This is a genomic window from Pseudomonas sp. DCA-1 (genome assembly GCF_046523955.1).
Taxonomy (GTDB): Bacteria; Pseudomonadota; Gammaproteobacteria; order Pseudomonadales; family Pseudomonadaceae; genus Aquipseudomonas; species Aquipseudomonas putida_Y.
Genome location: NZ_CP169881.1, coordinates 5,201,286 through 5,215,693 on the forward strand (window position 1 = coordinate 5,201,286; position 14,408 = coordinate 5,215,693).

Below are 14,408 nucleotides of genomic sequence, written 5' to 3' on the forward strand. Positions count from 1 at the left end.
CAACGGTGAACGGCGGGTGGATATCGGCCAGCAGACCCGGCCCTTTCGCGGGTGAACCCGCTCCTACAGCGAGCGCCGCGCCTGCAGCATGTTCGGGCTCATCTGCGCCTGCGAAATCGCCATGTCCAAACTCAACTCGAAGCGGCTACCCAACCCGCGCGTCGATTCATGTGCCAATCTGGCCCCCAACAACTCCCCCATCTGCCGGCAAATCGACAAGCCAATCCCCAAACCGCCATACCGTCGGGTCATCGAACCATCGACCTGGAAGAACCGCTGGTACAGGATCGACTGCTCCAGATCATCGAAACCGATACCGCTGTCGCTGACGGTAAAGGTCAAGGCCAGATCACCCGGCCCCACCCGGCGACCACGCACCTGGATCATCACCCCGCCCTGATGGGTGAACTTCAAACCGTTGTCCACCAGGCAGCCCAGGCAGCGCGCCAGTTTCTGCCCGTCACCGAGCAATTCGTCCGGCAGGTCGGCCGGAATATCCAGGCTCAGGTACAAGCCTTTGCCCAGAGCCTGCCCGGCATAACCGGCGCGCAAGCCCTGCAACAGGCTGCGCAGACTGAACGGTGCCGACTGCGCCCGCAGGCGGCCGGCCTGCAATTCGGACAGGGTAAGAATGGCGTCGACCATATCCATCATGCCTTGGGCAGACCCCACTGCCGTGTGATGGTACTGAGCCATTTCAACATCCATCGGCAGGGTGTGCATCAGCTCGAGCGAGCCAATCACCCCGTTCATCGGGGTACGCAGCTCATGGGTCACGCTGGCCAGGAACTCGTCCTTCAGGCGATTGCTCCTGGCCAGTTGCAGGTTCAGTTGCTCCAGCGTACGCCCAGTGTCGCGCAAGGTCTGCGCCTGCTGCTCGCGCAGGCTGTTGATGCGGTCGGCCAGCGCCAGCGACAGCAAGGCCACCTCCAGCGCCGAACCCAACTGGCTGGCATACATGGTGATGAACACATTCGGCAGGTAACCCAACACCATCAAGGTGTTGACCAGGCCGCCAAGCAGGAACGCCGTCCAGGCGATGATGAACCAGCGCGCCACTCGAAAGCCGCGCCACCAGGCGTACAAGCCGGCGCTGAAGATGCTTACGGTGAACAGCAGTGCCAGCAGCGTGGCCATGCGCAGAGCAATGCCGTAGGGCATGCTCACCGCCAGCACCATGACCAGCGCACCACCCAGCATCAGCAGTTGCAACAGGCGGTCGAAACCACGGCTGATGCCGCCCAATTGCAGGAAGTGCCGGGCGAACTGGCAACCGAACAGGCCGGCTGCACCAATGAACAATGGCGTGGAGGCATTCGCCCACCAAGGGCTGTCCGGCCAGAAATAGGCTACACCGGCGCCGTTCACCGAGACCTGGTAAAGGCCGAACGAAGCGATGTAAAGGATGTAGTAGAGGTAGCTGACGTCGCGCACGCTCAGGTAGATGAACAGGTTGTATGCCAGCATCACCAGCAACACGCCGTAGATCATCCCCAGCACATACAGGCGTGTTGGCTGCTCTTCCAGGTAGGCTTCAGGGGACCATAGCGCCAGCGGCGCTTGCACCGACCCTTGGCTGTGCAGCCGCAGGTACGCGGTAGTCACCTTGCCAGGGGGCAATTGCAGTTCGAACAAGTAGTTGTTCTGCCGGATCTGCCGGCTGTCGTAGGGCAAGGCATCGCCGGTGCGCTGTGCCAGTCGGTACATGCCGCTGCTGTCAGGCAGATACAGTTCGAGGTGGTCCAGCGGCGGGTAGGCCAGCTCCAGCAGCCATTGCCGCGGGGCTGCACTGGGCGCGGCAACGGGGCGCAGCTCGACCTTGAGCCAGAACACCGAGGTGGAGTAACCGGCGTTCAGCACATCTTCATGATGGGGCTGAAAGTGTTTGGCAAACCCGGGGGCACTGACCTGAGCGATGCTGGCATTGCCATCGGGGTCTTCATAAACCTGCATGGCCTTGCCCAGTGGAAGATGCCGGGTAGCGTCGTCGAAATCGACCGCTCCGGCCAGCACGGGCAGCAAGCCCAGAAGCACAATCAGCAAATAGCGCATACAGCCCCAGCATGGCCTGTCCGGTCGCGTCGCGGTAGCCTCCCATCCGTTTGAGACGACGTGATCCTGCAGAACCCGTTTGTAGAGTTATCCGAGCACTCTAGCATAGCTTCACAACCTGGCAATGGGCCATACAAAAACACAAAGAAAAGGCTCTAAATCAATGCTTTCAATAGAAAAACAAACGACAACCTGACCGATCGATCAGTAAAACTCGTTTGTCGGACGATCCGCCCAAACAGGTTTGGTGGTAAGCTCGCCGACCATGAATACCTACAGCTCCCGCCCCGTTGTCCTCTGTCTCTCCGGCCACGACCCCAGTGGCGGCGCCGGCTTGCAGGCAGATATCGAAGCCCTGATCGCCCAAGGCTGCCACGCTGCACCTGCAGTGACCGCCTTGACCGTGCAGGATACCGTCAACGTTTCCGACTTCCGCGTGCTCGACCGCGAGTGGGTGCTGGCCCAGGCCAACGCCGTGCTGGCCGACTCCACGGTGGCCGCCGTCAAGTTGGGCATGCTCGGCTCGATCGAGATGGTCGACACCGTCGCCGAACTGCTGGCCGCCCACCCCCACCTGCCGCTGGTCTGCGACCCGGTGCTGCGTGCCGGTGGCGGTGGCCGCCTGGGCAAGGACGAAGTGGGCTACGCCCTGCGCGAACGCCTGCTGCCGCTGGCAACCATCGCCACGCCGAACCTGCCGGAAGCACGGATCCTCGCCGAACTGCCCGAAGGCACCGCTGACGAATGTGCCGAGAAACTGTTGCCGTTCTGTAGACACCTGCTGATTACCGGCGGTCACGGCGACGAAGACGAAATCCACAACCGCCTGTACACCCAGGACGGCCAGCACTTCACCTGGACTTGCCAGCGCCTGCCAGGCAGCTACCACGGCTCGGGCTGCACCCTGGCCAGCGCCCTGGCTGGCCGCCTGGCACTCGGCGAGCAGCTGGAAAGCGCCGTGCGCACCGCCCTGGACTACACCTGGCGCACCCTGCGTGACGCCGAGCAACTGGGCAAAGGCCAGTACGTGCCGCGCCGCCTGCCCCTGGACTTCTGCTCCTGATACGAGGCCTTCAATGAAGCTACGCGGTCTGTATGCCATCACCGACAGCCAGCTGCTCGCCGGCCGTTTCCTGTCCCATGTCGAGGCGGCCCTGGAAGGCGGCGTGTGTCTGCTGCAGTACCGCGACAAGAGCGACGATGCAGCGCGCCGCCTGCGTGAAGCGGAAGGGCTGATGAAGCTCTGCGAGCGTTACGGCACCCAGTTGCTGATCAACGACGACGCCGAGCTGGCCGCACGCCTGGGTGTCGGCGTGCACCTGGGCCAGACCGACGGCCCACTGACCCCGGCCCGCGCACTGCTCGGCCGTCAGGCAATCATCGGCTCCACCTGTCACGCCAGCCTCGAACTGGCCACCCAGGCTGCCAGCGAAGGCGCCAGCTACGTGGCCTTTGGCCGCTTTTTCAATTCTGTCACCAAGCCGGGCGCGCCCGCTGCCAATGTCGGCCTGCTTGAGCAGGCCCGCGCCCAGGTGAAACTGCCGATCGCGGTAATCGGCGGCATCACCCTCGACAACGCCGCCCCGCTGGTCGCCCACGGTGCCGACCTGCTGGCGGTGATCCACGGCTTGTTCGGTGCCGACAGCGCGCAGGAAGTCACCCGCCGCGCCCGCGCCTTCAACGCCTTGTTCGCATCCTGATTCGAGAGATACTCCCATGTCCCGTTCCGAAGCCCTGTTCGCCCAAGCCCAGAAGCACATCCCCGGCGGCGTCAACTCGCCAGTCCGCGCTTTCAAGAGCGTTGGCGGCACGCCGCTGTTCTTCAAGCATGCCGAAGGCGCCTATGTCGTTGACGAGGACGACAAACGCTACGTCGACTACGTCGGCTCGTGGGGCCCGATGATCCTCGGCCACGGCCACCCGGACGTGCTGGACTCGGTACGCAAGCAGCTGGAGCACGGCCTGTCCTACGGCGCGCCGACCGCCATGGAAACCGAGATGGCCGACCTGGTCTGCTCGATCGTGCCGTCGATGGAAATGGTGCGCATGGTCAGCTCGGGCACTGAAGCCACCATGAGTGCCATCCGACTGGCCCGTGGCTACACTGGCCGTGATGCCATCATCAAGTTCGAAGGCTGCTACCACGGCCACTCCGACAGCCTGCTGGTAAAAGCCGGCTCCGGCTTGCTGACCCAAGGCGTACCAAGCTCGGCAGGCGTACCAGCGGATTTCGCCAAACACACCCTGACCCTGCCGTTCAACGACATCGCCGCCGTCGAGAAGACCCTGGCCGAAGTTGGCCAGACCGTGGCCTGCATCATCGTGGAGCCCGTGGCCGGCAACATGAACTGCGTACCACCGGCACCGGGCTTCCTCGAGGGCCTGCGTGAGCAATGCGACAAGCATGGCGTGGTGCTGATTTTCGACGAAGTGATGACCGGTTTCCGCGTCTCGCTCGGCGGCGCCCAGGGCCATTACGGCATCACGCCGGACCTGTCGACCTTCGGCAAGATCGTCGGTGGCGGCATGCCGGTCGGCTGCTTCGGCGGCAAGCGTGAAATCATGGGCTGCATCGCCCCGCTCGGCCCGGTCTACCAGGCCGGCACCCTGTCGGGCAATCCGCTGGCCATGGCCGCCGGCCTGACTACCCTCAAGCTGATCAGCCGCCCAGGCTTCCACGCCGAGCTGACCGACTACACCAGCCGCATGCTCGACGGCCTGCAGCAGCGCGCCGATGCCGCTGGTGTGCCATTCGTCACCACCCAGGCCGGTGCCATGTTCGGCCTTTACTTCAGCGGCGCCGACGACATCGTCACCTTCGAAGACGTGATGGCCAGCGATGCCGAGCGCTTCAAGCGCTTCTTCCACCTGATGCTCGACGGTGGCGTGTACCTGGCACCGAGCGCGTTCGAGGCGGGCTTCACCTCCATCGCCCATGGCGACAAGGAGCTGCAGATCACCCTGGATGCTGCTGAAAAAGCCTTTGCTGCATTGAAGTAATTGCCAGCCTGCGCCGGCCTCCGTGGGAGCGGGCTTGCCCCGCGAAGAGGCCGGTACAGGCAATAATTACGCACGCACAATCAGCTGACTTCCCCAACCAAGCAGAAATTCGAGTAAAACTTTGTAAGGTTGGCGCTGCTTATCCCATAATGTGCCACCAGAGACATTGGCCGCAGCTTTGCAGAGGTAAGTCGATCCCCATGAACCGCACCGGCCGCGCCCTGACCCTGGGCTGCCTGTTGCTTCTTCAGCCCCTGCTGGCCCTGGCGGAGGGCGGTAACTCGTTGCTGATTCCGGCGGCGGGCCGCTGCACCTTGAATGTTCAGCCTGAAGACCTGGCAAACGCCCTCAAGGCCTGCGAGCAGACGGCGACTGCGGGGGATGCCCAGGCGCAATTCGAACTGGGCGACTATTACTACACGCAAACGCCAAAAAACCTGGACAAAGCCCTGGACTGGTTCCAGAAGGCCTCGCTGCAAGGCCATGCCGACGCCCAATACCGCCTGGGTGCCATGTTCTTCCATGGCGAAGGGGTCAAGGCCAACAACGTGCAGGCCTACATCCTGCTGAAGATGGCTGCGGTCAATGGCGCCGAAGATGCGCTGGACATGGCCGACGAAGTGACCGAGCAAATGCCCCGTGACGAACTGGAGCATGCCACCCAGGTGCTCGGCCAGATTTTCCGCAAGTACCTGCTGGAACTGCAGAACGCCGAAGGGCGCACGCCGTTCTCGCCACTTCCCTGAAGGTCACTTTTCCGGCATTGGCATCGGGAACGGCATCACATTGCCGCCACCCTTGGCCTCGCTGATCTTCGCCGTGCCCAGGCGCTCCACCTCATCGATACGCACAATCGAGTGCATTGGCACGAAACTGCGGACCACTCCGTCGAACTGGCTCTTGAGCTTCTCTTCACTCGGGTCCACTACCAGTTGCGAGCGCTCTCCGAACACGAACTCCTCGATCTCCAGAAAACCCCAAAGGTCACTCTGGTAGATCTGCTTGGCGTACATCTCGAAGACCTGGCCCTGGTTCAGGAAGATCACTTTATAGATGGCGGGTTCGCGTTTGCTCATGTTCGGCCAGATAACACATGCGTAAGAAAAGGTGGGCATGATACCTGTTCTGCCGTCTTCGCGGGTGAGCCCGCACCCAAAGGATCTCCACCGGCCTTGCAGGAGCGGGCTCACCCGCGAAGTGGCCAGAACAGCCCGTACATACCGTTGAACGTTTCAGTGCTTTCGCCACTGCCATTCAAGGGTTATTCTTGAGTTCAACTCCATCGCCGTCGAGCGGCTAAAAACGACCTTGAACGCACCCATAGAACCCCATCGTTTCATCCTCGAACCCTTCGAGGCCCACCGTTTCGCCAACTTGTGCGGCCAGTTCGACGAGCACCTGCGCCTGATCGAACAACGCCTGGCCATCGAGATCCGCAACCGCGGCAATCAGTTCGAACTGATCGGCGAACCCAGGACCACCTCTGCTGCCGAACAGCTGCTGCGCCGTCTCTATCGCGAGACCAAGGCCACCGACCTGTCACCGGAAACCGTGCACCTGTACCTGCAGGAGTCGGCTGTCGAAAACATCGACAACCCGGCCGTCAACGAGGTCAGCGTGTCGCTGCGCACGCGCAAGGGCAACATCCGCCCGCGCGGGCTCAACCAGCAGCGCTACGTCAAGGAAATCCTGGCCAACGACATCAATTTCGGCATCGGCCCGGCCGGTACCGGCAAGACCTACCTGGCCGTAGCCTGCGCTGTGGACGCGCTGGAACGCGAACAGGTGCGCCGCATCCTGCTGGTGCGCCCCGCGGTCGAGGCGGGTGAAAAACTCGGCTTCCTGCCCGGCGACCTGGCACAGAAAATCGACCCGTACCTGCGCCCGCTGTACGACGCCCTGTACGAAATGCTCGGCTTCGAACACGTGGCCAAGCTGATCGAACGCCAGGTGATCGAAATCGCCCCTCTGGCCTACATGCGTGGCCGCACCCTGAACAACAGCTTCATCATCCTCGACGAAAGCCAGAACACCACGCTCGAGCAGATGAAGATGTTCCTGACCCGCATCGGTTTCGGCTCTACCGCGGTGATTACCGGTGACATCACCCAGGTCGACCTGCCCCGTGGCACCAAGTCGGGCCTGGCGCACGTCATCGAGGTGCTGAAGGACGTTCCCGGGATCAGCTTTACCCATTTCCAACCCAAGGATGTGGTTCGTCACCCACTGGTACAGCGTATTGTCGAAGCCTACGACCGCTTCGAAGCCCGCCAGCCCAAGTCCGAGGCGCCTGGCAAAGATGCTTGAACTTGATATCCAACGGGCCACGGATGCTGCCACTCCAGATGACGCCGCCTTTCGCCGCTGGTGCGAATTGGCGCTGCGCCAGCGCAGCGCCGACTCGGAAATGACCATTCGCCTGGTCGACGAAACCGAAGGCCGAGAGCTGAACCACACCTACCGGCACAAGGACTACGCAACCAATGTGTTGTCGTTCCCGGCCGATGTGCCCGATGACCTGCTCGATATCCCGCTGCTGGGCGACCTGGTGATCTGTGTAGCGGTGGTCGAGCGCGAAGCGGCCGAACAAGGCAAATCGCTGGAAGCTCACTGGGCGCACCTGGTCATCCACGGTTGCCTGCACTTGCTCGGCTATGACCACATCGAGGATGAGGAGGCCGAGGAAATGGAAAGCCTGGAACGAGAATTGCTGGCAGAACTGGGTCACCCCGACCCTTATGCCGATGATGAAACCGACCCAATCACACACTGATACACGAAGGATCACGAGAACCGCCATGAGCGAAGATCGATCGAGCAACGGGCAGAAGTCCTGGCTGGGTAAACTGACCCAGGCTTTTGCCCATGAGCCGAAAAACCGCCAGGAGCTGCTTGAGCTGCTGCGCGAAGCCCATCAGAACAAACTGCTGGACAGCGAAGCGCTGACCATCGTCGAAGGCGCCATTCAGGTCGCCGACCTGCAGGTTCGCGACATCATGGTGCCGCGCTCGCAGATGAACAGCATCAAGGCCGGCCAATCGCCCCGCGAGTTCCTGCCGGCGGTGATCGACGCCGCGCACTCGCGTTACCCGGTAATCGGCGAAAGCCACGACGATGTGCTCGGGATCCTGCTCGCCAAAGACTTGCTGCCGTTGATCCTCAAGGAGAACGGTGACAGCTTCAACATCAAGGACTTGCTGCGCCCGGCCACCTTCGTACCCGAGTCCAAGCGCCTGAACGTGTTGCTGCGCGAGTTCCGCGCCAACCACAACCACATGGCCATCGTCATCGACGAATATGGCGGCGTGGCGGGCCTGGTCACCATTGAGGACGTGCTGGAGCAAATCGTCGGCGATATCGAAGACGAGCACGACGTCGAGGAAGACAGCTACATCAAGCCACTGCCCAGCGGTGATTTTCTGGTCAAAGCGCTTACTCCGATCGAGAACTTCAACGAGTTCTTCGACAGCGAGTTCTCCGATGACGAGTTCGACACGGTCGGCGGCCTGGTGATGAGCGCCTTTGGCCACCTGCCCAAGCGCAACGAAACCACCGAGATCGGGTCTTACAAGTTCCGTATTCTCAATGCCGACAGCCGGCGGATACACTTGCTGCGCCTGACTCCGATCACCCGTTAAGGACAAACATGCGTTGGTTCACCCGCCCCGGCTGGCCCGGTAACCTGCTGGCCCTGTCGGCCGGTGCTTCCACCCTCCTGGCCCTGGCGCCGTTCGACTTCTGGCCGTTGGCGGTGTTGTCCATCGCGGTGCTCTACCTTGGCCTGCGCGAGCTCAGCCCGCGCCAGGCCATGTGGCGTGGCTGGTGGTTCGGGTTTGGCCTGTATGGCGCCGGCACCTGGTGGATCTACGTCAGCATGAACACCTACGGCGGCGCCTCGCCGCTGCTGGCAATCGTGTTGTTGTTGGTGTTCTTCGCCGCACTGGCCTGGTTCTTCGCCCTGCCCACCTGGCTGTGGGCGCGCTGGCTACGACGCAACGAAGCACCACTGGCCGACGCCCTGTGTTTCGCCGCCCTCTGGCTCCTGCAAGAGGCCTTCCGCGGCTGGTTCCTGACCGGTTTCCCCTGGCTCTACGCTGGTTATAGCCAACTGGATGGCCCATTGGCCGGCCTTGCACCGCTGGGCGGCGTATGGCTGATTTCCTTCACTCTCGCCCTCACCGCCGCCCTGCTGTGCAACCTGCACCGCCTGCGCACCCGCCCCTCGTTCCTGGCCGTGGCCAGTGTGCTGTTGCTGGCCCCCTGGGTGCTGGGCCTGGCGCTCAAGGGCCATGCCTGGACCATTCCGGCAGGCGAGCCGCTGAAAGTGGCGGCGATCCAGGGCAACGTCGAGCAGGACCTTAAATGGGACCCCGCGCACATCGATGCGCAACTGGCGCTATACCGCGACCTGAGCTTCAGCTCCAGGCCGGTGGACCTGCTGGTGTGGCCGGAAACTGCTGTTCCGGTGCTCAAGGACCAGGCCCAGGGCTACATCGACGTGATGGGCCGCTTCGCCGCCGAGCGGCATTCGGCGCTGATCACGGGGGTGCCGGTGCGTGAAGAAGTGCACCACCAGCGCCGCTACTACAACGGCATCACCGTCACGGGCGAAGGCGATGGTACTTACCTCAAGCAGAAGCTGGTGCCGTTTGGCGAGTATGTACCGCTGCAAGACGTGCTGCGTGGGGCCATCGAGTTCTTCAACCTGCCCATGTCGGACTTCGCCCGCGGCCCGGAAGACCAGCCGCTGCTGCAGGCCAAGGGCTATCAGATTGCACCTTACATCTGCTACGAGGTGGTCTACCCCGAGTTCGCCGCCGGCCTGGCTGCGCGTAGCGACCTGCTGCTGACCATCAGCAACGACACCTGGTTCGGCAAATCCATCGGCCCCTTGCAGCACCTGCAGATGGCGCAGATGCGCGCGCTGGAAGCCGGCCGCTGGATGATCCGCGCCACCAACAACGGCGTGACCGCGCTGATCGACCCCTTTGGCCGCATTACCACGCAGGTTCCACAGTTCCAGCAGGCGGTGCTGTATGGCGAAGTGGTGCCGATGCAGCAGCTGACACCTTACCTGCAATGGCGCTCATGGCCATTGGCGATTGTCTGCACGCTGTTGCTGGGCTGGGCGTTGCTGGCAGGGCGTATTGCAAAAACCGTCTGATTGGCGATACGCGGCCACTGTAGGAGCGGGTTTACCCGCGAATACGGTAGTGGCGGCAACGGTGAACGGCGGGTGGAGATTGGCCGGCAGGGCAGGCCCTTTCGCGGGCAAGCCCGCTCCTACAGGGGATTATGTAAGCCGGTGAATCAGTAAAACACCCGGTACCCCACCAACCCCACCACTTCATTAAGCAGTTGCCCGCTCTGCCACATCGCCCGGCTCTCTGGCAGCAGCCCGCCAAACGGCCGCGCATGATCGCGCCCCAGGAACCCCACCGGCGCCGGCACCACCTCGAACCCCGCCTGTTCAAAACTCCAGCGTGAACGCTGCATGTGCCAGGCCTGGGTCACCAGCACCACCCGACGAATTCCCAAAGGCTGCAGCACCTTGGCCGTCAGCTGGGCATTTTCCCAGGTCGTGCGGCTGGCCTCTTCGCGCCATTTCACCTCGACAGCGAAATCTTCACGCAGGCGATCAGCCATTAGCCTCGCCTCGCTGGGCGGCGTCCCGAAATGCAACCCGCCACTGGTCAGCACTGGCAGGCCCGAGGCCTTGGCCAGACGCGCCGCAAAGCGCATACGCTCCAGCGCCGTGGCCGTGGGCTGGTCTGCGCCGCCCCAGGCCGGATCCCCGCGCTCGCGCCCGGCGCCCAGCACCACAATGGCATCCGCCTGGCTCGCCAGGCGGGCCCAGTCGCTCACGGCCAGCGGCGGCTCACTTTCCAGTACACGGGCGGTTTCCTGCACCACCAGCGGCAGGCTCATCAGCCACAGGCCACCCAATCCTACGGCAAAGCAAAGCGCCGCCAACCGTGGCCGCCGCGTGCGCAGCCACCAGGCCGCAAGCAGCAGCAAGAACAGCAGGCCCGGCGGCATCAGCCATTGTTTGATGAAGAATCGGATCGGCATCGGCCACACCTCCTTGGCAGGTGTGCAGCCTAGAAGGATCGACGCCGGTCAACAAGTGCGTACCGGCGTCGATCGTGAGTTGTGTGATAGTGAAGAACCGGCGCGCGATGGCCTGCACCTGGCGTCCTGAACGGCTAGCGATGCGGCAGCGTCCTGGGTCTCGCCTTGCTGGCGGGGCGTTTCTTGTCCTTGAGCCAGATGATCTTGGCCGACGTCGGCTCCGCTTGTGGGTAACTGCCGACAGCGGCATTGTGGCGCTCCGGGAGGGAGTCCAGGTACGCCTTGATCACTTCAAACTCCGCGTGGCTCAGGCCACGCAACTCAAGCTCAGCTGGCATCTCGTCGCGCAATCGAACCGAGGTCCTGGCCGTTTCCAGTGCCAGGCCAAGCCGGTCGATAAGGCGCTCGTAAAGCTCCGGTCTGATTGCGGGTAGCTGCGTCTCTCCCATCCGTTCACCTCATTGAAGGTAAGAATATCCCCCCCACACCTGAGCTTAGCGTCGCTGCAAAAAGCAGCCGTGTGCCGCGACCAGCGGGCATTCGCAACGAAGGTTTCCCACGATGCTCGGCGCTGCTGTATGCTACGGCGTTCACTCTAAACGACACCGGAGTGCCGGACGCAGCGAGGTTCCGCTGCCTGGAACAAGGTCTCTTCTCTCTCAGCCAAAAGTAGCCATGCACGAACAATACACGCCCCGTGATATCGAAGCCGCCGCCCAGAAGTTCTGGGACGAGCAACAATCGTTCGCTGTGACCGAACAGCCAGGCAAAGACACCTACTATTGCCTATCGATGTTCCCGTACCCGAGCGGCAAGCTACACATGGGCCACGTGCGCAACTACACCATCGGTGACGTGATTGCCCGTTACCAGCGCATGCTGGGCAAGAACGTCCTGCAACCGATGGGCTGGGACGCTTTCGGCATGCCCGCGGAAAACGCGGCGATGAAAAACAACGTCGCCCCGGCCAAGTGGACGTACGAAAACATCGACTACATGAAGACCCAGCTCAAGAGCCTGGGCCTGGCCATCGACTGGGCACGTGAAGTCACCACCTGCAAACCCGACTACTACCGTTGGGAGCAGTGGCTGTTCACCCGCCTGTTCGAGAAAGGCATCATCTACCGCAAGAACGGTACCGTGAACTGGGACCCGGCGGACCAGACCGTTCTGGCCAACGAACAAGTCATCGACGGCCGTGGCTGGCGTTCGGGCGCGCTGATCGAGAAGCGCGAAATCCCGATGTACTACTTCCGCATCACCGATTACGCCGACGAGCTGCTGGAGAGCCTCGACGAGCTGCCGGGCTGGCCTGAGCAGGTCAAGACCATGCAGCGCAACTGGATCGGCAAATCGCGCGGCATGGAAGTACAGTTCCCGTACGACCAGGCCAGCATCGGCCACGAAGGCACCCTCAAGGTCTTCACCACCCGTCCGGACACGCTGATGGGCGCCACCTACGTCGCCGTCGCCGCCGAGCACCCGCTGGCCACCCAGGCCGCGCAGGGCAACCCGGCGCTGCAGGCGTTCATCGATGAGTGCAAGAGCGGCAGCGTTGCCGAAGCCGACATGGCCACCCAGGAGAAGAAGGGCATGGCCACTTCCCTGCTGGTCGAGCACCCGCTCACTGGCGAGAAGCTGCCAGTATGGGTCGCCAACTATGTGCTGATGCACTACGGTGATGGCGCGGTAATGGCCGTGCCGGCCCACGACGAGCGCGACTTCGAATTCGCCCACAAGTACAACCTGCCGGTCAAAGCCGTGGTGCGCACCAGCGCTGGCGACGAAGTCGGCAGCGAGTGGCAGGCCGCCTATGGCGAGCACGGCCAGCTGATCAACTCCGCAGAGTTCGACGGCCTGGACTTTGCTGGCGCCTTCGATGCCATCGAAGCGGCCCTGATCCGCAAGGAACTGGGCAAATCGCGTACCCAGTTCCGCCTGCGCGACTGGGGTATCAGCCGCCAGCGCTACTGGGGCTGCCCGATCCCGATCATCCACTGCCCGTCCTGCGGCGACGTACCGGTGCCGGAAGACCAGCTGCCGGTCACCCTGCCGGAGAACGTGGTGCCGGACGGCGCCGGTTCGCCACTGGCGCGCATGCCTGAATTCTACGAATGCAGCTGCCCGAAATGCGGTGCTGCGGCCAAGCGCGAAACCGACACCATGGACACCTTCGTCGAGTCGTCCTGGTACTTCGCCCGCTACGCCTCGCCAAACTACGACAAAGGCCTGGTCGACCCCAAAGCCGCCAACCACTGGCTGCCGGTAGATCAGTACATCGGTGGTATCGAACACGCGATCCTGCACCTGCTGTACGCGCGTTTCTTCCACAAGCTGATGCGTGACGAAGGCCTGGTCACCTCGAACGAGCCATTCAAGAACCTGCTGACCCAGGGCATGGTGGTCGCAGAGACCTACTACCGCGTTGCCAGCAACGGCGGCAAGGACTGGTTCAACCCGGCCGATGTCGAGATCGAGCGTGATGCCAAAGCCAAGATCATTGGCGCTCGCCTGAAGACCGACGGCCTGCCGGTGGAAATCGGCGGCACCGAGAAAATGTCGAAATCGAAGAACAACGGCGTCGACCCGCAGTCCATGATCGAAGCCTACGGCGCCGACACCTGCCGCCTGTTCATGATGTTCGCCTCGCCGCCCGACATGAGCCTGGAATGGTCCGACTCCGGCGTCGAAGGTGCCAGCCGCTTCCTGCGTCGTGTCTGGCGCCTGGCTCAGGCTCACGTCAGCCAAGGCCTGCCAGGCAAGCTGGATGTTACCGCCCTGGACGACGCACAAAAAGTCATCCGCCGCGCCATTCACGCTGCCATCAAACAGGCCAGCATCGACGTGGGCCAGTTCCACAAGTTCAATACCGCCATCGCCCAGGTGATGACCGTGATGAACGTACTGGAAAAGGCCCCGCAAGCCACCGAACAGGACCGCGCCCTGCTTCAGGAAGGCCTGGAAGCCGTCACCCTGCTGCTGGCACCGATCACTCCGCACATCTCTCATGAGCTGTGGCAGCAACTGGGCCATGCAGGCTCGGTGATCGATGCCGCCTGGCCAAGCGTCGACGAACAGGCGCTGGTCCAGGACACCATTACCTTGGTGGTTCAGGTCAACGGCAAACTGCGCGGCCAGGTCGAGATGCCTGCCGCTGCCAGCCGCGAAGAAGTCGAAGCCGCTGCCCGCAGCAACGAGAATGTCCTGCGCTTCATCGATGGCCTGACCATCCGCAAGGTCATCGTGGTACCGGGCAAGCTGGTCAACATCGTCGCCAACTGATG

The 14,408-nt window shown here is 62.8% G+C and carries 13 protein-coding genes; 9 read left to right on the forward strand and 4 right to left on the reverse strand.

Annotated elements, in window-relative coordinates; translation table 11 throughout:
* Positions 1 to 63: 63 nt before the first annotated feature.
* Positions 64 to 2,052, reverse strand: a complete 1,989-nt coding sequence (locus ACE4QZ_RS24510; RefSeq protein ID WP_021784381.1) for a sensor histidine kinase — start codon at positions 2,050 to 2,052, stop codon at positions 64 to 66.
* A gap of 265 nt (positions 2,053 to 2,317) precedes the next feature.
* Here ACE4QZ_RS24510 and ACE4QZ_RS24515 point away from each other — a divergent pair, with 265 nt between their 5' ends.
* The 4 genes from ACE4QZ_RS24515 to ACE4QZ_RS24530 all read left to right on the forward strand — a co-directional run bounded on the left by ACE4QZ_RS24515 (position 2,318) and on the right by ACE4QZ_RS24530 (position 5,798).
* Complete coding sequence (locus ACE4QZ_RS24515; protein WP_010955404.1) at positions 2,318 to 3,115, forward strand: hydroxymethylpyrimidine/phosphomethylpyrimidine kinase; 798 nt, start codon at positions 2,318 to 2,320, stop codon at positions 3,113 to 3,115.
* A 13-nt stretch (positions 3,116 to 3,128) separates the two neighbouring features.
* The gene (thiE, locus tag ACE4QZ_RS24520; RefSeq protein ID WP_014592524.1) at positions 3,129 to 3,752 is read left to right on the forward strand and encodes a thiamine phosphate synthase; all 624 of its coding nucleotides are present in this window, start codon (positions 3,129 to 3,131) and stop codon (positions 3,750 to 3,752) included.
* A 16-nt stretch (positions 3,753 to 3,768) separates the two neighbouring features.
* On the forward strand, positions 3,769 to 5,052 hold the full coding sequence (gene hemL, locus ACE4QZ_RS24525; protein WP_012053798.1) for a glutamate-1-semialdehyde 2,1-aminomutase: 1,284 nt from the start codon (positions 3,769 to 3,771) through the stop codon (positions 5,050 to 5,052).
* Positions 5,053 to 5,252: 200 nt separating this feature from the next.
* A complete protein-coding gene (locus ACE4QZ_RS24530) occupies positions 5,253 to 5,798 on the forward strand; it encodes a tetratricopeptide repeat protein (protein ID WP_021784382.1) in 546 nt (181 codons plus the stop codon).
* A gap of 3 nt (positions 5,799 to 5,801) precedes the next feature.
* Here the strand turns inward: ACE4QZ_RS24530 and ACE4QZ_RS24535 are convergent, their stop codons facing one another.
* On the reverse strand, positions 5,802 to 6,128 hold the full coding sequence (locus ACE4QZ_RS24535) for a DUF1820 family protein (RefSeq protein ID WP_003249769.1): 327 nt from the start codon (positions 6,126 to 6,128) through the stop codon (positions 5,802 to 5,804).
* Between the two features lie 232 nt (positions 6,129 to 6,360).
* Here ACE4QZ_RS24535 and ACE4QZ_RS24540 point away from each other — a divergent pair, with 232 nt between their 5' ends.
* Genes ACE4QZ_RS24540 through lnt form a run of 4 tightly spaced genes read left to right on the forward strand, consistent with a single transcriptional unit; the run spans position 6,361 to position 10,216 of the window.
* Entirely contained in the window at positions 6,361 to 7,359 is a 999-nt protein-coding gene (locus ACE4QZ_RS24540; protein ID WP_021784383.1) for a PhoH family protein, read from the forward strand.
* Positions 7,352 to 7,825, forward strand: coding sequence for an rRNA maturation RNase YbeY (gene ybeY / locus ACE4QZ_RS24545; protein WP_021784384.1), 474 nt, complete (start codon positions 7,352 to 7,354; stop codon positions 7,823 to 7,825). The genes ACE4QZ_RS24540 and ybeY overlap by 8 nt, the downstream gene beginning before the upstream one ends.
* 25 nt (positions 7,826 to 7,850) lie before the next feature.
* The gene (locus ACE4QZ_RS24550) at positions 7,851 to 8,690 is read left to right on the forward strand and encodes an HlyC/CorC family transporter (protein ID WP_003249762.1); all 840 of its coding nucleotides are present in this window, start codon (positions 7,851 to 7,853) and stop codon (positions 8,688 to 8,690) included.
* Positions 8,691 to 8,698: 8 nt separating this feature from the next.
* Positions 8,699 to 10,216 (forward strand): apolipoprotein N-acyltransferase, encoded by a 1,518-nt coding sequence (gene lnt / locus ACE4QZ_RS24555; RefSeq protein ID WP_021784385.1) that lies wholly within the window; start codon positions 8,699 to 8,701, stop codon positions 10,214 to 10,216.
* Between the two features lie 146 nt (positions 10,217 to 10,362).
* Here lnt and ACE4QZ_RS24560 read toward each other — a convergent pair whose 3' ends face one another.
* Entirely contained in the window at positions 10,363 to 11,124 is a 762-nt protein-coding gene (locus ACE4QZ_RS24560; RefSeq protein ID WP_021784386.1) for a YdcF family protein, read from the reverse strand.
* A 134-nt stretch (positions 11,125 to 11,258) separates the two neighbouring features.
* Positions 11,259 to 11,573 (reverse strand): hypothetical protein, encoded by a 315-nt coding sequence (locus tag ACE4QZ_RS24565; RefSeq protein WP_021784387.1) that lies wholly within the window; start codon positions 11,571 to 11,573, stop codon positions 11,259 to 11,261.
* A 226-nt stretch (positions 11,574 to 11,799) separates the two neighbouring features.
* Between ACE4QZ_RS24565 and leuS the strand changes: the two genes are divergently transcribed.
* A complete protein-coding gene (leuS, locus tag ACE4QZ_RS24570) occupies positions 11,800 to 14,406 on the forward strand; it encodes a leucine--tRNA ligase (RefSeq protein ID WP_021784388.1) in 2,607 nt (868 codons plus the stop codon).
* Positions 14,407 to 14,408: the final 2 nt, after the last annotated feature.

Excerpts from the sequence above, each read along its gene's own strand:
- ACE4QZ_RS24510 (WP_021784381.1), bottom strand. The coding sequence starts at position 2,052 with ATGCGCTATTTGCTGATTGTGCTTCTGGGCTTGCTGCCCGTGCTGGCC.
- ACE4QZ_RS24515 (WP_010955404.1), top strand. The coding sequence starts at position 2,318 with ATGAATACCTACAGCTCCCGCCCCGTTGTCCTCTGTCTCTCCGGCCAC.
- thiE (WP_014592524.1), top strand. The coding sequence starts at position 3,129 with ATGAAGCTACGCGGTCTGTATGCCATCACCGACAGCCAGCTGCTCGCC.
- hemL (WP_012053798.1), top strand. The coding sequence starts at position 3,769 with ATGTCCCGTTCCGAAGCCCTGTTCGCCCAAGCCCAGAAGCACATCCCC.
- ACE4QZ_RS24530 (WP_021784382.1), top strand. The coding sequence starts at position 5,253 with ATGAACCGCACCGGCCGCGCCCTGACCCTGGGCTGCCTGTTGCTTCTT.
- ACE4QZ_RS24535 (WP_003249769.1), bottom strand. The coding sequence starts at position 6,128 with ATGAGCAAACGCGAACCCGCCATCTATAAAGTGATCTTCCTGAACCAG.
- ybeY (WP_021784384.1), top strand. The coding sequence starts at position 7,352 with ATGCTTGAACTTGATATCCAACGGGCCACGGATGCTGCCACTCCAGAT.
- ACE4QZ_RS24550 (WP_003249762.1), top strand. The coding sequence starts at position 7,851 with ATGAGCGAAGATCGATCGAGCAACGGGCAGAAGTCCTGGCTGGGTAAA.
- lnt (WP_021784385.1), top strand. The coding sequence starts at position 8,699 with ATGCGTTGGTTCACCCGCCCCGGCTGGCCCGGTAACCTGCTGGCCCTG.
- ACE4QZ_RS24560 (WP_021784386.1), bottom strand. The coding sequence starts at position 11,124 with ATGCCGATCCGATTCTTCATCAAACAATGGCTGATGCCGCCGGGCCTG.
- ACE4QZ_RS24565 (WP_021784387.1), bottom strand. The coding sequence starts at position 11,573 with ATGGGAGAGACGCAGCTACCCGCAATCAGACCGGAGCTTTACGAGCGC.
- leuS (WP_021784388.1), top strand. The coding sequence starts at position 11,800 with ATGCACGAACAATACACGCCCCGTGATATCGAAGCCGCCGCCCAGAAG.